16 protein-coding genes, 1 tRNA gene, 1 pseudogene and 1 riboswitch are annotated in these 17,556 nt (G+C 57.5%); of the genes and pseudogenes, 11 read left to right on the top strand and 7 right to left on the bottom strand.

Features of this window, described 5'->3' with window-relative positions; translation table 11 throughout:
- The first annotated feature begins 34 nt into the window (after positions 1–34).
- The 3 genes from parE to ACR0AP_RS00385 all read left to right on the top strand — a co-directional run bounded on the left by parE (position 35) and on the right by ACR0AP_RS00385 (position 4,027).
- Positions 35–1,993 carry a DNA topoisomerase IV subunit B gene (gene parE / locus ACR0AP_RS00395; RefSeq protein ID WP_267364771.1) on the top strand — a complete coding sequence of 653 codons (1,959 nt, stop codon included), beginning with the start codon at positions 35–37 and terminating at the stop codon, positions 1,991–1,993.
- Positions 1,990–2,817, top strand: coding sequence for a hypothetical protein (locus ACR0AP_RS00390; protein ID WP_480504591.1), 828 nt, complete (start codon positions 1,990–1,992; stop codon positions 2,815–2,817). The genes parE and ACR0AP_RS00390 overlap by 4 nt, the downstream gene beginning before the upstream one ends.
- A gap of 238 nt (positions 2,818–3,055) precedes the next feature.
- Positions 3,056–4,027: a UDP-glucuronic acid decarboxylase family protein gene (locus ACR0AP_RS00385; RefSeq protein ID WP_480504589.1), complete on the top strand. Its 972-nt coding sequence runs from the start codon at positions 3,056–3,058 to the stop codon at positions 4,025–4,027.
- A gap of 28 nt (positions 4,028–4,055) precedes the next feature.
- Here the strand turns inward: ACR0AP_RS00385 and ACR0AP_RS00380 are convergent, their stop codons facing one another.
- Positions 4,056–4,895: an EamA family transporter gene (locus ACR0AP_RS00380; RefSeq protein WP_480504587.1), complete on the bottom strand. Its 840-nt coding sequence runs from the start codon at positions 4,893–4,895 to the stop codon at positions 4,056–4,058.
- A 240-nt stretch (positions 4,896–5,135) separates the two neighbouring features.
- Here ACR0AP_RS00380 and ACR0AP_RS00375 point away from each other — a divergent pair.
- A pseudogene (locus ACR0AP_RS00375) lies at positions 5,136–5,891 on the top strand (hypothetical protein); the annotation flags it as partial.
- 7 nt (positions 5,892–5,898) lie between these two features.
- On the opposite strand, the gene ACR0AP_RS00370 reads toward ACR0AP_RS00375, so the two are convergent.
- Positions 5,899–6,573, bottom strand: coding sequence for a TIGR04283 family arsenosugar biosynthesis glycosyltransferase (locus tag ACR0AP_RS00370; RefSeq protein WP_480504585.1), 675 nt, complete (start codon positions 6,571–6,573; stop codon positions 5,899–5,901).
- Between the two features lie 73 nt (positions 6,574–6,646).
- Between ACR0AP_RS00370 and ygfZ the strand changes: the two genes are divergently transcribed.
- Together ygfZ and ACR0AP_RS00360 are read left to right on the top strand one after the other, a co-directional pair.
- A complete protein-coding gene (gene ygfZ / locus ACR0AP_RS00365; RefSeq protein ID WP_480504583.1) occupies positions 6,647–7,390 on the top strand; it encodes a CAF17-like 4Fe-4S cluster assembly/insertion protein YgfZ in 744 nt (247 codons plus the stop codon).
- A gap of 106 nt (positions 7,391–7,496) precedes the next feature.
- Positions 7,497–8,438 carry an ABC transporter transmembrane domain-containing protein gene (locus ACR0AP_RS00360; protein ID WP_480504582.1) on the top strand — a complete coding sequence of 314 codons (942 nt, stop codon included), beginning with the start codon at positions 7,497–7,499 and terminating at the stop codon, positions 8,436–8,438.
- A 53-nt stretch (positions 8,439–8,491) separates the two neighbouring features.
- On the opposite strand, the gene efp is transcribed toward ACR0AP_RS00360, so the two are convergent.
- Positions 8,492–9,055 carry an elongation factor P gene (gene efp, locus ACR0AP_RS00355; protein ID WP_209503361.1) on the bottom strand — a complete coding sequence of 188 codons (564 nt, stop codon included), beginning with the start codon at positions 9,053–9,055 and terminating at the stop codon, positions 8,492–8,494.
- Between the two features lie 219 nt (positions 9,056–9,274).
- Here efp and ACR0AP_RS00350 point away from each other — a divergent pair, with 219 nt between their 5' ends.
- Both ACR0AP_RS00350 and ACR0AP_RS00345 read left to right on the top strand, forming a co-directional pair.
- Positions 9,275–9,595, top strand: coding sequence for a DUF6280 family protein (locus tag ACR0AP_RS00350; protein WP_037310273.1), 321 nt, complete (start codon positions 9,275–9,277; stop codon positions 9,593–9,595).
- Positions 9,596–9,757: 162 nt separating this feature from the next.
- Entirely contained in the window at positions 9,758–11,215 is a 1,458-nt protein-coding gene (locus ACR0AP_RS00345; RefSeq protein WP_480504580.1) for a cobyric acid synthase, read from the top strand.
- A gap of 3 nt (positions 11,216–11,218) precedes the next feature.
- On the opposite strand, the gene ACR0AP_RS00340 is transcribed toward ACR0AP_RS00345, so the two are convergent.
- The 3 genes from ACR0AP_RS00340 to ACR0AP_RS00330 all read right to left on the bottom strand — a co-directional run bounded on the left by ACR0AP_RS00340 (position 11,219) and on the right by ACR0AP_RS00330 (position 14,247).
- Complete coding sequence (locus ACR0AP_RS00340; RefSeq protein ID WP_480504578.1) at positions 11,219–12,007, bottom strand: hypothetical protein; 789 nt, start codon at positions 12,005–12,007, stop codon at positions 11,219–11,221.
- Positions 12,008–12,080: 73 nt separating this feature from the next.
- Positions 12,081–13,499: a TolC family outer membrane protein gene (locus ACR0AP_RS00335; RefSeq protein WP_209503355.1), complete on the bottom strand. Its 1,419-nt coding sequence runs from the start codon at positions 13,497–13,499 to the stop codon at positions 12,081–12,083.
- A gap of 94 nt (positions 13,500–13,593) precedes the next feature.
- Complete coding sequence (locus tag ACR0AP_RS00330) at positions 13,594–14,247, bottom strand: protein-L-isoaspartate O-methyltransferase family protein (protein ID WP_480484220.1); 654 nt, start codon at positions 14,245–14,247, stop codon at positions 13,594–13,596.
- A gap of 224 nt (positions 14,248–14,471) precedes the next feature.
- On the opposite strand from ACR0AP_RS00330, the gene ACR0AP_RS00325 reads away from it, so the two are divergent.
- A tRNA-Cys gene (locus tag ACR0AP_RS00325) sits at positions 14,472–14,545 on the top strand.
- Between the two features lie 177 nt (positions 14,546–14,722).
- Here ACR0AP_RS00325 and ACR0AP_RS00320 read toward each other — a convergent pair.
- Complete coding sequence (locus ACR0AP_RS00320) at positions 14,723–15,718, bottom strand: NAD(P)-dependent oxidoreductase (protein ID WP_480505784.1); 996 nt, start codon at positions 15,716–15,718, stop codon at positions 14,723–14,725.
- A gap of 102 nt (positions 15,719–15,820) precedes the next feature.
- Positions 15,821–16,025, top strand: a riboswitch (cobalamin riboswitch).
- A 94-nt stretch (positions 16,026–16,119) separates the two neighbouring features.
- On the opposite strand from ACR0AP_RS00320, the gene ACR0AP_RS00315 reads away from it, so the two are divergent.
- On the top strand, positions 16,120–16,494 hold the full coding sequence (locus ACR0AP_RS00315; RefSeq protein WP_480504576.1) for a DUF1636 family protein: 375 nt from the start codon (positions 16,120–16,122) through the stop codon (positions 16,492–16,494).
- A gap of 4 nt (positions 16,495–16,498) precedes the next feature.
- Positions 16,499–17,554, top strand: coding sequence for a cobalamin biosynthesis protein CobW (cobW, locus tag ACR0AP_RS00310; RefSeq protein ID WP_209597013.1), 1,056 nt, complete (start codon positions 16,499–16,501; stop codon positions 17,552–17,554).
- Positions 17,555–17,556 lie beyond the last annotated feature (2 nt).

Genomic DNA, 17,556 nt, shown 5'->3' with positions numbered 1-17,556 from the left:
TAATGGCGGAAACCCAAAAACAAGAGCAGCACCCATGCCCGAAGATCTGTTGACGCCCAGCGCCACTTCTACCTATGACGCCTCCTCGATCGAGGTGCTCGAAGGGCTGGAACCGGTTCGCAAACGCCCCGGCATGTATATTGGCGGCACGGATGAGCGTGCGCTGCACCATATGTTGGCCGAGATCCTCGACAACTCGATGGACGAGGCGGTGGCAGGCTTTGCCAACCGGATCGAGGTCGAGCTGCATTCCGACTACGCCCTGACCGTCCGTGACAACGGGCGCGGTATCCCGATCGACCCGCATCCGAAATTTCCGGGCAAGTCGGCTTTGGAGGTGATCCTGTGTACCCTGCACGCGGGTGGCAAGTTCTCGGGCAAGGCCTATCAGACCTCGGGCGGCTTGCACGGGGTTGGTGCGTCGGTGGTGAACGCGCTGTCTGATTCGATGGTCGTGCAGGTGGCGCGGGACAAGCAGCTATATGAACAACGTTTCTCGCGCGGTATCCCGCTTGGCCCGGTCGAAAAGGTTGGCGCGGCCCCGAACCGGCGCGGCACAACGGTGACCTTCCACGCCGACCCGGACATCTTTGGCCATCACAAGTTCAAACCCGCGCGGCTGTTCAAATCCATCCGCTCCAAGGCCTATCTGTTCTCGGGCGTCGAAATCCGCTGGAAAACCGCCATCGATGACGGCGAAACCCCGCTTGAGGCCTCGTTCCACTTTCCCGGTGGCCTGTCGGATTACCTGAAAGAGACGATGAACGGCTCGTCCACCTATGCCGAGCAACCCTTTGCGGGCACCGTCGATTTCAACGAGAAATTCGGCACCCCCGGCAAGGTCGAATGGGCGATCAACTGGACACCGTCGCGTGACGGGTTCATCCAGTCCTATTGTAACACCGTTCCCACCCCCGAAGGCGGCACCCATGTGGCCGGTTTCTGGGCTGCGATCCTCAAGGGGATCAAGGCATATGGCGAGTTGATCAACAATAAGAAAGCCGCGCAGATCACCCGCGACGACCTGCTGACAGGTGGCTGCGCGCTGGTGTCGTGCTTTATCCGCGAGCCGGAATTCGTAGGCCAGACCAAAGACCGTCTGGCCACGGTCGAGGCGCAGCGGCTGGTCGAAAACGCCGTCCGTGACCATTTCGACAACTGGCTGGCGGCTGATACGAAATCCGCCGGCGCGATCCTCGACTTCCTCATCCTGAGGGCCGAAGAACGCCTGCGCCGTCGGGCCGAGAAGGAAACGCAACGCAAGTCCGCCACTAAGAAACTTCGTCTTCCCGGCAAGCTGGTGGACTGTTCCAGTTCAACACGCGATGGCACGGAATTATTCATCGTCGAAGGCGATTCTGCGGGCGGTTCGGCCAAGATGGGCCGCGACCGCAAAACGCAGGCCCTGCTGCCCCTGCGCGGCAAGATCCTGAACGTGCTGGGCGCGGCCAGTTCGAAACTGGGCACCAATGCCGAGATCAACGACCTGACACAGGCGCTGGGTGTCGGGCTTGGCACCAAGTTCAACGTCGACGACCTGCGCTATGACAAGGTCATCATCATGACCGACGCGGATGTGGACGGGGCGCATATCGCGTCCTTGCTGATGACGTTCTTCTTCACCCAGATGCGCCCGATGATTGACGCGGGCCACCTGTACCTGGCCTGCCCGCCTTTGTACCGCCTGACCCAGGGTGCCAAACGCGTCTACTGTCTGGACGAGGCCGAGCGCGACGAATGGCTGAAGAAAGGTCTGGGCGGCAAGGGTAAGATCGACGTGTCCCGCTTTAAGGGTCTGGGTGAAATGGACGCCAAGGACCTGAAAGAGACCACGATGGACCCCAAATCCCGCAAACTGATCCGGGTCACCATTGACGAGGACGAGCCCGGCGAGACCGGCGATCTGGTCGAGCGTCTGATGGGCAAAAAACCCGAACTGCGGTTCCAGTATATTCAGGAGAACGCGCGGTTTGTGGAGGAGTTGGATGTTTGAGCAATCTGCCCGAAACGAATACGTCAGCCCGTTCACTTGCTTGGAGAACTTTTAGAGACGCGGCTGACGAAGACTACCTAACAGCTCGCTGGGCTGCTAAAGTTCGCCTAGCTCACCAATTTTACTGGAGTGCAGGCCAGGCAATCGAAAAATATAGCAAGTGCTTATTGCTCCTCAATGGCGGCAACGTGTCGAAGCTGGGTCATGACGTTTATGGTGCTTTCACAAGATGTGAGTTCGTGGCACAAGATTTACTGCCGAGCGTGCTTTGCCCGCCTTCCTGTTTTCCTGAAAGCGTTTTGCCGCGGCGCATTTTTGCGGCACACGGCATGTTCGAACCTACGAGACAGTTTGTCTCTCGCCTACATCGCTCAGGTGATACAAAACATCGCTACCGCACTGATAGCATTCACGTTGAGTTTTTTGACTTACACAAGCTGGACGAGTTAGTTTTTTTACTTCGTCGTACTTTGTTTCCGTTAGATATGAATTATTGTAAGCACCGCAAAATTACATTTCGACAAGCACTGCGGAGCGACAGAAATCTTCAAGTACATCCGAAAATGAGCTTCGCGGCTTCGCCCAATGACCCTTCGCTTAGCGAAAAGAAAGAATTGTTCGCTTGGCGAAACTTTTCCTTTTTCCAGAGCCAAGCGATTCAACATCGCAAGATCCACGTAGGCAGTGCTTGGAAGAATTCCGAGGTGTGGATGGCGCAGCACAGAGGCTCCGAAGCGAAAGAAGCACTCGAATGGCTACTTGATAACGTCCAACTTGGACAAACAGACAAGCAAGAAATTAGGAGCGCTATAGCCGAGTCGTAGTGCGCGCAGCAAAGACGTTCGTAATTGTTGCTCTTGCACACTGAGATGCGTTTTTTTCTGGTACAGCTTTTAACATCCGCAGCATCAAGCATTGACTGGGCGGAAGACACCACAACACCACACGCGCCCTCAAAAAACCAAAATCTACTGCAATTCAAATTCCTTCGGTTTACTAATCAAACAAAGAGCCGGCTTCCCTGTGACAAGCTGGCTTGGATTTAACGATTAAGGATTTGCAATGGCCCGCCTTTATGACAGTCGAAAACGTGTTCTCGTAACCGGTGGGGCCGGGTTTCTGGGCTCGCATCTGTGCGACCGGCTTCTGGATCAGGGGCATGAGGTTTTGTGCGTCGACAACCTGTTCACCGGCACCAAGCGCAATATCGACCATCTGCACAACAACCCGCGCTTCGAGTTCATGCGCCACGATGTGACCTTCCCGCTGTTCGTCGAGGTGGACGAGATATACAACCTCGCCTGCCCGGCCTCACCCGTGCATTATCAGCACGATCCGGTGCAGACGACCAAGACCAGCGTGCATGGCGCGATCAACATGCTGGGTCTGGCGAAACGTCTGAAATGCAAGATCTTTCAGGCTTCGACGTCTGAGGTCTACGGTGACCCGACGATCCATCCGCAGACCGAAGACTATTGGGGCAACGTCAACCCGGTTGGTCCGCGCTCGTGCTATGACGAGGGCAAGCGGTGTGCCGAGACGTTGTTCTTTGATTACCACCGGCAGATGGGGCTTGAGATCAAGGTCGCCCGCATCTTCAACACTTACGGCCCCCGAATGCACCCCGCCGACGGGCGCGTTGTGTCGAACTTTATCATGCAGGCCCTGACCGGCGAGGCGATCACCATCTTTGGCGACGGCACGCAGACCCGGTCATTCTGCTACGTGGATGATCTGATCGAAGGGTTCATCCGCCTGATGGATACTGGCAAGGAGGTCACCGGCCCGGTCAATCTGGGCAATCCCAACGAATTCTCGATGAACGAGCTGGCCCGCGAGGTGCAGGCGCTTGTTGGCGCGGAAACCCCCATCAGTTTCAGGGAGTTGCCCGAGGATGACCCAAAACAACGTCAGCCCGATATCACGCTGGCGCGGACCCTTCTGAACTGGGAGCCTACGGTGCAGCTGAAGGAAGGGTTGGATGCAACGATCCGGTATTTCCGGGCGCTTCAATCAGAAGGCGCAGCCGGATAACGCGTCTCGCCGTGGCTCAGAGAATGGATCAGACCGCCGTGCCGATCAGCGCGACGCCAATCGCCATGAGGACCGCGGCGCCCAGGCGTCGCATCCAGTTGCCTTCCTTCAGGAAAATGAACCCGATCAGCGCCGCAAAGATGACCGAGGTTTCCCGCAGGGCCGAAACCGCCCCCAGCGGCGCAAAGTTCTTGGCGTAAAGCACCAGACCATACGCTGTCATAGAAACCAGCCCGCCTAAAAGGCCCGTCGTCCATATTCTGGCTGGCAGGTCTTTCAGGGTGGCGCGTTTCCTGACTCCGACAAACCCTGCAATGAACAGGTGCAGAAAGGCCCCCCACGCCCAATAGCTGAGCGTATTGCCTGACAGCCGCACCCCGATGCCGTCAACGACCGAATAGATCGAAATGCAAAACCCGGTTCCCAGCGCGAATCCCAGCGCGCTGCGCCCGACGCCCGAACGCAGCGCGGCCCAGCTGCTCAGCTGAATGCCAACTGCAATCAGGGCGATTCCGCCCCAGGCCTGCCAAGGCAGAACCTCGCCAACCAACGCCATTGCCCAAAGCGAGACCAGTGCCGGAACAATCCCGCGTGCTATGGGGTAAACCACACTCAGATCGCCATGCTGGTAGGCCTTGCTCAGCATGAAGTAATAGCCGAAATGCACGACGGTCGAGAGCAGGATATAGACAAAGCTCTGTGTGTTCGGCAGGGGCAGCACCAACACCATTACCGCTGCCGGCAACACCTGACCCAACGCGACCAGACCCAGCATGGTGGTGCGGTCCGCCGCCGTTTTCACGATGGCATTCCATACGGCATGCAGCAACGCCGCCGACAGAATAATCAGAGTGACGAACAGGGTCATGCCCGACCTTTCCCGCAGAATACGCGCAACAAGGGTCTTGGGCCCTATTCACTTGGGCGTGGTGTCTGTCAAAACCGGGATTTTTGTCAAGCCGGATTCCAGTGGTTAAAGTACCGCCACTGTCGGGGATGTGTCCGCAAGCCGCTCCTGGTTTCGTACTGTGCGCCGGTGTCTGGTAAGAAGTTACAACTGCACGTGATCCCGGTTGCAGGCAGCGTGCGACGTTCTAAGATCGTGCACATGAGTTTTGTGACTGACAACCAATTGCCCCTGCTTATCCTGTTTTTTCTGTCAGGATCGATCGGCACCGCCTTTTTGTTCCGTAAACCAGCAGGGCACAGGGCATGGAAACTGGCCGATCTGGTCTGGGTCGTGCTGGGTGGCATCGGCGCATTGGTGGCTGTTCTGGCGGGGCTTTATACGTCGGACAGTTCGCGACTGGATCGCCAGATTGATGTAGCCTACGCCGCAACATTGGCATTCGACCGGGATGCCGCACGGTTTCGTCTGCGTTTCTGCGACCCTGCTTACGATCCTGACACGGCAGTGCTGTGCGACAAGGTTGAATTCCTGTCGGCATCAACTGCCAGCAACTCGGAGTTGCCCCTGTTCATCGCCGTAACCAACGAAGTGGCCCCCTTGCAGGGCCTGCACTTCCTGTTCGGAAGTCAGGGCAAAGATGAAATGGACGAGCTGCGGGATATGACGGCCAAAGCTGATGCTTTCGATATCGACCAGTTCCTCGTTTTCACGTCTCTGGACGACAAAACCCAGGTGGCCATCGACAACATGCGCCGCAAGGTGCCCGCGATTGCCGGAGATTATCAGATCCTGGCACAAAGCTATGACGACCTGATCCAGCAAGTCGGCAAGTTGAAGGACGAGTGGGAATACCTGCAGGCCAATGCCCATATTCTGGTTCTGCAAATCGTGGCGCTTTGTCTTGTTAGCTTTGCGGCCCCGTTTCGACTGGGAAAATCTTTGGTCGAATTGCGCCGGGCGCTCAACGTCGATAGCCCCGCGCCAACACCTGTGGATCAACCCCCAGAAAATAGCGCAGAAGTGTCCACAAGTTCCGCATGCCCCGTCGAGTCCAACCTGCCTGTTCATAGCGCTCCGCGCTCGTAAAGGCACGCGACTCGAGTATTGCGATCCGTGGCAATGCGCGCACCAGCGCCACATCTTCCATCAAGGGTTGGTCCGGATACCCACCAGCCGCCAGATAGACATCACGCGGAACCAGCAACCCCTGATCTCCGTACGGTAAACCGAACAGCCTGCTGCGCAAATTGGCCCATCCGGCCACCCAGGCTGGCGCAAGCCCACGCGCGCGAAAAGCCAACCGAAACGCCGCTGGTGCGTTGGATGGCAGATGGGCGCTTACGCTCTTGGCCCATCCCTCTTGCAACACGGTATCTGCATGAAGGATCAGAAGCCAGTCTCCATCAGCATGCGCGCACCCCCGGCGCAATTGACCGCCGCGCGATGGCTCACCTCTAATGACATGCGCGCCAACATCTTCTGCTATTCTCAACGTCTGGTCAGTTGAGCCTGCATCGCTGACGATCAGGTCCCGGATCAGCCCGGAATGCACCCCTTCCATCAGGGCTTCAAGGCACGCAGGCAAGGAATCGGCGGCATTCAAGGTTGGAATCACTACAGTGACGGGTGCGGGCACGTCCGATAACCTCTGGTCTTGGCTGCGAGACTTCCTATATCACGAGGCCAAAGGCAATGACGAGGACCAAGCCATGCCCACCCGCCGCATCCTGCGCCTGACTGGCTCGGACACCGAAAACTTTTTGCAGGATCTTGTAACCAATGACGTTCAGGGATTGGGCAATGGGTTGGTCTATGCCGCACTGCTTACACCACAGGGCAAGTATCTGGCAGATTTCTTTCTGAAACGCGATGACGTTGGGGTGCTGCTGGACGTGGCCGAGCCACATGCAGATGACCTGATCAAGCGCCTGAACATGTACAAACTCCGTGCGGATGTGGTGATCGAAGGCACGGATCTGCATCTGCAGCGCGGCACAGGTCCAGCACCGGACACCGCCCTGCCCGACCCCCGTCACGCGGATATGGGTTGGCGTGACTATTCGACAGCCCCAGATGGCGATGACGGAACCGACTGGGACGCGCTGCGCGTTCGACACTGCATCCCCGAGGCTGGGGTCGAACTTACGCCAGACAGCTATATCCTCGAATCCGGGTTCGAGGCGCTGAATGGTGTGGATTTCAAAAAGGGTTGCTATGTCGGTCAGGAAGTGACTGCGCGCATGAAACACAAGACCGAGTTGCGCAAAGGCTTGCGGCGGGTCTTTGTCGAAGGATCGGTTCCGGCGGGGACTGAGATTACCGCAAACGGCAAACCCGTCGGCACCCTGTTCACGCAATCAGGCGGCCAAGGAATCGCGTATCTGCGCTTTGACCGTGCGAATGCAGACATGATGGCCGGAGACGTCGTGGTTCGCCTGACGGACCAAGCGTAACTTGTTGCCAAATCGGCACGGCCTTATCCGCCGTATGTTTCATAAAGTTTGAACCCGTTACCCAGCCCTGCCAATGTGTCGTCACAGGGGCAACACGGATACCCGCATGTTTCAGCTTTATTCCGCGATTTGGCGCGCCAGCGCCGGGCGGCAGATTATCCTCATCCTGTTATCCATTGCCATTGCGGCGCTTGCCGCTGTTCCGCTTGAATTTCAGCGCGATATCGTCAACCACCTTACGTCCAATGATCTTCACGTCGAAAAGCTGGTTCTGCTGGGCATCGGCATGATGATTGTCATCCTGCTGAGCCTCGCCCTGAAATGGGTTCTGGGTTTTCGCGCGGGTACATTGGGCGAAGACATGATCCGGCTGATCCGGCAACGCTTGCTGTGGCGTGCTACCGACCTGAAGGAAACGGGTGAAAATCTGCGCAAAGGTACCATGACGACCGCCATCTCAGCCGAGGCTGAGGAGCTGGGCAAGTTCGCAGGGGGCGCGTTCTCGGACCCGGTGGTTCAGGTTGGAACGCTGGTCAGCGTGATCGGGTACATATCCTCAACGCAGCCAGGCCTTGGCCTTATCGCGTTTTCCATGATTGTGCCGCAGATCATTATCGTTCTGGTGTCGCAACGCAAAGTGAACACGTTTGTCGCCGAACGCGTCCGCCTTTTGCGCAGCGCCACTGATAGGCTGACCACCGAGGATATCGATGCCGTCGAGCGGGATATCAATGCCCTGTTCGACGACATCTATGACACAAGGCGGCGCATGTTTCTTTGGAAGCTTTCGGCCAAGTTCCTATTGAGCGTAATCAACGGCGCCGGAACCGTAGGTATTCTGATGTTGGGCGGTTATCTGGTGCTGCAAGGAAAGACCGATGTCGGCACGGTGGTGGCCGCGATCAGCGGGCTTGGCCGGATACAGGGCCCGACCGCGTTCCTGATCGCCTTTTACAGACAAGTCAGTGCCAACCGCATCAAATACGAGCTGATGCTAGAACTATTCGGCCCGGACCCCGCGCATTACCGGTACCGCAACAGTGCATAAAAAAGACCGCGCAGCGGCTGCTTGCGCGGTCTGACACAAAAAGCGACGAAACGTCACGCGCGTTCGGAATATTCCATCGTTTCGGTGTTCACGATGATCATTTCATCCTGACCGATGAACGGCGGCACCATGACTTTCACGCCATTGTCCAGAATTGCAGGCTTGAACGAGTTCGCGGCGGTCTGACCTTTTACGACCGGCTCGGTTTCGACAATCTTGCAGGTTACTTTCTGCGGCAGCGTCGCGTTCAGCGCTTCACTTTCGTAGAATTCGACAACAATCGTCATGCCATCCTGAAGGAACGGACGACGCTCGCCCAGCAAATCCGCTGGCAATTCAATCTGTTCGTATGTTTCGGCATCCATGAAGACCAGCATGCCATCGGTTTCATACAGGAACTGCTGATCCTTCTGTTCAAGGCGCACACGCTCAACCTTGTCAGCCGAGCGGAACCGTTCGTTCAGTTTCGAACCATTGCGCAGGTTGCGCAGTTCGACCTGCGCGAAAGCGCCGCCCTTGCCGGGCTTCACATGGTCAACCTTGACCGCGGCCCAAAGGCCGTCGTTATGCTCAAGCACATTGCCGGGGCGAATTTCGTTCCCATTTATCTTGGGCATTACATAATTCCTTCACAAACGGTTGATGCGTCAGTTGCGCCTCCTATATCTGGCGGGAACATACCTGACAAGACAACCAAACCTAGTGCTGCACGTGCAGCGAGATATGCAAGTGACGCAACGCAACTATGCATATTAGCTGTATCCGAATCGCACTTTATCGGTCATAAGGACCGTCACGCCGAAAATTGCAAGAGCAAGAAAAACAAGGAAGACGAGATGAGAGATTTCGTTGACGGCACTGCCTTTAACAACGAACAAGGCAATCGTGCTCGCAAACTTTTCGCGGCCGTTGTGTTGGCCGCACTCGATGACGCCATTGCCGATGACAAGAAATATGGCAATGGTCCGGAACAAATTGCCCGTTGGGCGCGCTCACGCGATGGGCGCGAAGTGCTGTCTTGCGCGGGAATCGACCCGAACGAACGGGTTGTCAGCGGACTGATGGAGTTCGTTGGACGTGGCGTGCGGACCTCGGTCGCACTGTCGCGTGAAGAAAGCGAGCGTCGCAATGCCGCTCAGCAGGCTGAAGCTGCCTGATCCAAGGTTGTTTCAACTCAGAAAAAACGCGCTCTGCCATCAGAGCGCGTTTTTCTATGCGTATACCGCCGCGATCCCGATCCCGGGCGTCAAGGTGAGTTCGGGGCTTCCCCTGCCCGCCCAAATCAGGTCATCTGCGCCTTGACAGGTAGGAGACAATCCATGGTTCGCGCCATCATGATTCAAGGTACCGGCAGCAATGTCGGAAAATCCGTTCTGGTGGCAGGGCTTGCGCGAGCTTTCACACGGCGAGGTCTTCGGGTTGCGCCCTTCAAGCCGCAGAACATGTCGAACAATGCTGCTGTTACGGAAAACGGTGGGGAAATCGGTCGCGCGCAGGCCCTTCAGGCACGGGCGGCAAGGCGGGCGACACATACCGATATGAACCCTGTATTGCTGAAACCCGAAACAGATACCGGCGCGCAGATCATTGTTCAGGGGCAGCGCGCGGGCACCATGAAAGCCGGTGATTACCGCAAGGATAAATCCAGACTGCTAAGCGCCGCATTGGAAAGCTTTGACCGATTGTGCAGCGACGCGGATCTGGTTCTGATCGAAGGGGCAGGCAGCCCGGCCGAAACAAACCTGCGCAAGGGTGACATCGCCAATATGGGTTTTGCCTGTGCTGCGAGTATTCCGGTGATACTTGTCGGCGACATTCACCGCGGCGGTGTGATTGCACAAATCGTTGGCACTCAGGCGGTTCTGGATGACGGCGATCTTGCGCGAATTCGGGGCTTTGCCGTCAATCGGTTCAAGGGGGATGTTTCCCTTTTTGCCGAAGGGCGCGATGATATCGCCTCTCGAACGGGATGGCCCTGTCTGGGGGTTGTGCCATGGTTTCAAGACGCCTGGAAGCTTCCGGCCGAAGATATGATGGACATCCGCTCTCACACAGGCGGCACATGCAAGGTTGTTGTGCCACAGCTTGAACGGATGGCGAATTTCGACGACCTTGATCCCTTGTCTGCCGAACCCGGAGTGAGCGTCGAGATCATTCCGGCCGGACGCCCTTTGCCCGGCGATGTCGATCTGGTTTTGCTACCGGGCAGCAAGTCAACCATCGGAGATCTGGCCTATTTCCGTGCACAAGGCTGGGACATCGACCTGTTTGGTCATGTCCGGCGCGGCGGGCGTGTGCTGGGTCTTTGCGGTGGCTTTCAGATGCTGGGCAAGACCATTTCCGACCCCGATGGCGTGGACGGTCGACCAGGTAAGGTCGAAGGGTTGGGGTTGCTGGATGTAGACACGGTCATGGGAGGACAAAAGCAAGTTGTTCTGCGTACGGCCCATGCCTTGCCGGACCGAGAGCCGGTCACCGGATACGAAATCCACATGGGCCATACAGACGGCCCGGATTGCACCAATGCATGGCTTGAGGTCGAAGGTCGCCCTGAAGGCGCGGCCAGCGCAAACGGGCGGATCAAGGGAAGTTATCTGCACGGTATCTTTTCGTCCGACGCATTCCGGGCGCGGTTTTTGTCAGCGTTAGGCGTGACCTCGAACCTGTCCTATGAGGACGGCGTCGAGCAGGCGCTGGACGATCTGGCCGATCATCTGGAGCGCCACATGGACCTTGACCTGCTGCTCAGCCTCGCGCAGCCCCCGCACCGTGGCTGAGAGTTACTCCAGATCCTGAGCCGCAAGAGCGCGGGCGATCTCTCGCCTGACCATCTTGCGCACATTTCGTGTAATCCGCTCACCCATCGTTCCTTGCAGCTCGGCGCGGACAACCTCTGCGATCAGGGTGCGCAGAGCGTCTTCATCCATGTCGATCGTCCTGACATTTTCGTCGGAACCAGGTTCTTCGGCATCAGCATCAGACACAACAGCCTGAGACGACCGGATGAATTCCGCCTGACAAGATGCGTCTTCGGCCTGCTGAACCGCCTCTGGTTCGTCACCACCGGCAGCATCAATCGACATCGCAGCGGCAAATTCTTCTTCGACATCCCATGGCAGCGCGTGTGACGGTGTGCCCGAATACGCATCCTGGCTGTCACCGTCCGGTTCCCACTGATCTTCTGTTTGCGCAATTGCCGCTTCCAGCGCTTCGATCTTTGCACTCAGGCTGCTTGTTGCATCATCCGACGGGGCGTGTTTCGTCTCGGCTGTTTCTGGCTTGTCCTGGTCAGCGTTCGCAGGTTGACCCGTCTGAACGATGTCACAGGTGCGCAACAACATGGGCTTGGCGGCATCTGAAACTTCGGGTTCCGACACAGCTTTAGCGGGAATCACCCCCAATTGATCTGGTGTGCTGATCCGCAAAGCATCAGTAAGCACCAGCCGCCCCGGCTTTCGTGCTTTAGTCGTTTGATCCGAGACGGTTTTATCACGACTGTCTTCACTGACCAGACGTTTGACCGAAGACAGAACGTCTTCGATCCCTGCTTTCACGACATTATCAGACATTGTTCTCTACCGCTCTATCCTTGGATCGAGTGTAGCCAAACAATCCGCGCCTCACAACAAATAGTATTGTCGATCAGTCCCGGCGCAATGCTTTGAGAACGCGATCCAGATCCTTGCTTTGCTTGCTGACCTGTGCCGGCGCATTCTTGACCAGATTGTAATACAAAGTCGGATCATAGATTTGCACCGCCAGCCCAAGACGCTCGGCTGTCAGAAGGCCCTGCGCCTGCAACAACTGATAGGCAGCCCGCGACCGTTCGGTGCGCGAAGCGACTTCTGCCAGTTGTGCATCCAGCAAATCCTGCTGTGCATTCAATACATCCAGAGTTGTTCGCGCGCCCAGAGTCGCCTCTTCCCGGATGCCATCAAACGCCACCTGCGAGGCGTTAACGCGCTCGGTTGACGCCCTTAGACTGGCACTGGCTGCCTGAAACGCCGCATAACGGTCGGTCACACCCTGCGTGATGTTCTTTTGAACGTTCAGAAGATTCGCACGCGAGGCATCCCGGCTGGCCATTGCGCGACGCACATTTGCCGCCAACCGGCCACCCGCGTAGATTGGTTGTGTGAAGTTCAGCGACACGGTCGCATCGTTCACATAGTCATTATTGTCATAGCGCTCGGACACGCCAGCATCGGCATTCAGGCTGACATTCGGCCCAAGGTTTGCCCGTTGCTGCTGCACGACCAGATCGAACGCCCTGACCTGATGCTGTGCCGACAGAATGGCCGGGTGGTTGCGTTGCGCCAGGTTCACAGCTTCAGCTTCGGAACGCGGCAGATTGGGCAGGCTCGGCTGACCAGCTGTTCGCCCCGGTGCCTTTCCGACTGCGTTCACGTATTCGGCCTGCGCAATGCTCAATTCACCGCGTGCCACAGCCAGATCCGCCTGAGAGCTTGCCAGCTGTGCTTCGGACAATGCGACATCCGTCCGGGTTACTTCGCCCACTTCGAAGCGGTCATTCGACGCCCTAAGTTCCTCTGCTGACACATCCACGTTGTTCTGGCGGATCGCCACGGTCTCTTCCTGCAACAGGACGCCCAGATAGGCATTTGCTGCGCGGATAAGAACCTGTTGTTCGATATCGATCAGGGTTTGCCGGGTCGATAGTACCGTTTCCTGCGCCGACTGCTTGCCCAGCACCGACGCGCCGCCATCATACAAAAGCTGGCTCAGCGTCAGGCCCGAAAAGAACCGCGACGGCTCGTTTGTCGTCACGACGTTATTGACCCGCGAACGGGTGTAATCCTGGCTGACCTGCACGGTCCAGTTGATGATTGGCCGCAACGCAGAAAGCGCAATGGCCACATCTTCATCCGCCGCGCGCAGCAACGCCCGGTTCTGCTCAAGCAAACCACTGGTGTTATACGCACCGATGAACGCATCCGTTATGTTGTCTGCCCACGCTGCACGCCCTGGCATCACGCTCATGGCAAGTCCTGCGGTCACAGCAAACGCCCTGACCAGCTTACCTGTCGCCGAACCACGCATACCAAAATCCTCTCAAACGAAATTACACTGCCCTACAGGCAGTTTGCGGCCTTCTTTTCAACTAATCAAGGCGATAGAAAAATCTATCGGCGGACTATAGCGAAAATGCACACTCTGCCGAAAAACCTTCCAGAACCGGCGCATTGGCATTGAACACATCACGCCAACTGACGCGACCACCGGTTTTTCGACCGATCCGCACGGTACCCAGGTTGCCCTTGACAAACAGACACACGATCCGACCGTGGTCCTTGAGCTGATCCAACAGGGCATCGGGCACCTGCTCGACACCGCCCTGCACCATGATCGCATCATAGGGGCCGTGTTCCGCCACACCCTGTTCCAGCGCGCCAACGTGGATGATGGCGTTGTGCACGTCAGCTTCGGCCAAGAGGTTTTGCGCCTCGGCTGCAAGGGTTTCGTCGCATTCAACACCCACAACCAACTCAGCCATCCGCGCGGTGACAGCCGTGGAATACCCCATTGCCGGAGCGATATCGAGGACCATCTCATCCTTGGATATGTTCAGCGCGTCCAGCATTTTAGCCAGGGTCCGCGGCTCCAACATGCTGCGCCCGTCCCCCAGATCAATCAGGCCGTCCACATAGGCCGCCTCGCGTTGAGAATCGGGCACGAAGCTTTCCCGCGGAACACTCAGCATCGCCTCAATGATCGGGAACTTGGTGACGTCAGAGGGGCGGATCTGTGTATCAACCATTGTGCGGCGCCGGGCTGCGAAGTCAGTCATTGGATATCTCGTATCATTCCCAAAGATGTCCGGCTTGTGCCATATCCTGAACCTTCCAGCAACGCCCCTGTTGCCGCAACCTGAATCTTGATCAACTCCTTGGGCGTGGACTTCGGCAAATTTCGATCTTGCCGGCAATTTCGCGCGCAATCCACTGGACGCCCCAGAGGAAAGCTGTTAAAAACCCAGTCACACCACAGCAAGTATTTGATTTTACTTGAAAAGGCGAGTTGGCGGAGTGGTGACGCAGCGGATTGCAAATCCGTGTACACCGGTTCGATTCCGGTACTCGCCTCCAACCACATCCTAATCGCTGACTTAACCCCGCAGTACGCGCGTGCGACGCTTGGTATTTTCAGACGTTCATGGCCCGCGATTCTGTCGAATTGCGGGCCAGATATTGCGTGTTTTTCGGAACTCCTGCCTACCCCTGCTCGTTCACGGGGCGCGATTTTGTCTGGTATATGCTTTACGTTCAGGCGCGCCCTTGTGGCACAACCTCGTATCCCGGCTCTTCCGGCTCATCATCCGTCATTTCGGCTGGAAAGCCCGGGGCGGTGATATCCAGGCCGGTTGCCTCTTCCAGCCGTTTGATAATATTTGGTGAAAGCTCGCGTTCGCCATAGCGCGCGATACCATCGTTAAAGATGCTGATCATCACCGGGTTTATTTCCAGCGGCACCCCGGCGCGGTCGGCGACCTCCTGAAACAGACCGATATCCTTCTTCACCAGATCCATGGTGAAGGAAATATCGCGCGACCCGTTCAGGATGACCTGACTTTCGGTTTCGTGCACGAAGGACGTGCCGGACGAGATTTTGATCGCCTCATAGGTCGTGTTCAGATCCATCCCCGCAGCCTTTGCCGTAACCAGTGCTTCGGCGCAGGTGATCAGGTTGGCGGTGGCAAGATAGTTGGTCATCACTTTCAGCACCGACGCCGAGCCCAGTTCACCGGTGTGCAAAACCCGGCGGCCCATTGTCGTCAGGAACGGCAGAATTCGTTCAAACGTTTCCCGGTCGCAGCCCGCAAAGATCGAGATATTGCCCGTCGCGGCACGGTGGCACCCGCCAGAAACCGGGCAATCGACGGCCGCACCGCCGCGCGATATGACTTCGGCACCCAGGTGTTTGACTTCGGCCTCGTCCGTGGTCGACATCTCCATCCAGATCTTGCCGGGGCCCACTTCGGGCAACATCTCCTGCATGACTGCGTCCGATGCTGCCGGAGACGGCAGACAGGTGATCACCGCATCGCAATCGCGCATCAACTGGGCGGGCCCTTCTGCCGCCTTTGCGCCTTTGGCGACAAACTCGGCCACCAGATCCGCGTTCAGGTCATGCACAGTCAGATCAATGCCGTTGCGCAAAAGGGATCCCGAAAGCTTGCCGCCTACGTTACCCAGACCGATAAATCCCACTTTCATATGACGCATCTCCAAGTTCGTCGTTTTCCCGTCATGCGACCACATACCGAACACATTCTTCATGCCGCCGAACGACGCCTACAGGTCGCTTTTTTCTCCTTGGCTTATTTGTTGCGCGCGAACCGCTTGACAAGCGGGTCAGCGGTGCCGCATGTCCCTGTCGTTGGTGTCGGCGACAGCCGATGAAAAGGGAATGCGTCAACGGTTCATCCGCCAAACGCAGCCGCCCCCGCGACCGTGACCGGAGAGGATGCCCAATGCCACTGGCCTGTGCCGGGAAGGCGGGACATCCGACAGAGCGACCGCTCTGGCATCCGCAAGCCGGGAGACCTGCCAACACCCGAAGTTGAAACCGGGCGGGGTGTTCCGGTGTCGGGTCCATGTGCAGACGTGGTGCCCGCATGAAACCCCGTCCCCCGCGAAGAGGATTTGGGGGGATGAGAGACATGAGCGAGAACGCACCGGTAGAGCTACTGGTCTGCACGACTTGCCGCCGGGGTCTGCCCGTCGAGGATGACGCTGAGCGACCCGGCACATTGTTGCACAAGGCCCTGGAACAGGCTGTCCTGCCGGATGGCATCATTCTGAAACCGGTCGAATGCCTTTCGAACTGCGATCAGGGCTGTTCCATCGTGCTTCGGGGCGGGCCGGATCGCTGGACCTTTGTTTACGAGAATCTGAACGAAATCGATCACGTCGATGTCATCATCGATGGCGCGACTAAGTATCTGGCCACAGGCGATGGTCTGGTGAAATGGCGCGACCGTCCTGAACATTTCCGCAAAAACTGCGCCTCGCGCATTCCCCCGATTGGAGCCTGAGATCATGTCGAACCTTGAAAAACTCCCCGTCACTGTGATCACCGGCTTTCTGGGCTCGGGCAAAACCACGCTGGTGCGCCATCTGATGCAGAACCCGCAGGGAAAGCGGCTGGCGATTGTTGTTAACGAGTTTGGAGATGTGGGTGTTGATGGCGACATTCTGAAATCCTGCGCGATACCGGATTGCCCTGCGGAAAACATCATGGAACTGGCAAACGGCTGCATTTGCTGCACCGTGGCTGATGATTTCATCCCGACCATCGAGGCGCTGATGGCGCTGGAACCGCGCCCGGATCACATCCTGATCGAAACATCCGGCCTTGCACTGCCCAAACCGCTGCTGAAAGCATTTGATTGGCCTGATATCCGTTCGAAAATCACTGTTGATGGCGTGATCGCGCTGGCCGATGCCGAGGCCGTGGCCGCCGGTCGCTTTGCTCCGAACGTTGAAGCGGTGGATGCCCAACGGCTGGCTGATGACTCGATTGATCACGAAACACCCTTGTCCGAGGTGTTCGAGGATCAGATCTCGTGCGCGGATATCATCCTGCTGACCAAGCCCGATCTGGCAGGTCCCGAAGGTGTCGCGAAAGCTAAACAGATTATCGCCGCCGAGGCGCCGCGCCCGCTTCCCGTCGTCGAGGTCGCAGAGGGTGTCGTCGACGTACGTGTCGTGCTTGGCCTTGAGGCTGCCGCCGAAGATGACATGGACGCCCGCCCGTCACATCACGATGGCCATCACGATCATGAGCATGACGATTTCGAAAGCATCATCGTCGAGTTACCGGAACAGACCGACCCGGCGGAACTGGTAGCCAGGATTGAACGTCTTGCATCTGAGCTGAATATCCTGCGCGTCAAAGGCTATGCCGCCGTCACAGGCAAACCGATGCGCCTGCTGGTTCAGGCTGTCGGCGCGCGGGTTCGTCACCAATACGACCGCCCGTGGGAGCCCGGTGAAGAGCGCCGCTCGCGCCTGGTCGTGATTGCCGAGCATGACGACATCAAAGAGGCCGAGATCCGTGATATCCTCGTGGGTGTGACCGAGGTTGCCGAGTAAGT

This window comes from Ruegeria sp. AF7 (assembly GCF_056541885.1).
This window is presented reverse-complemented; position numbering and strand designations above follow the sequence as displayed.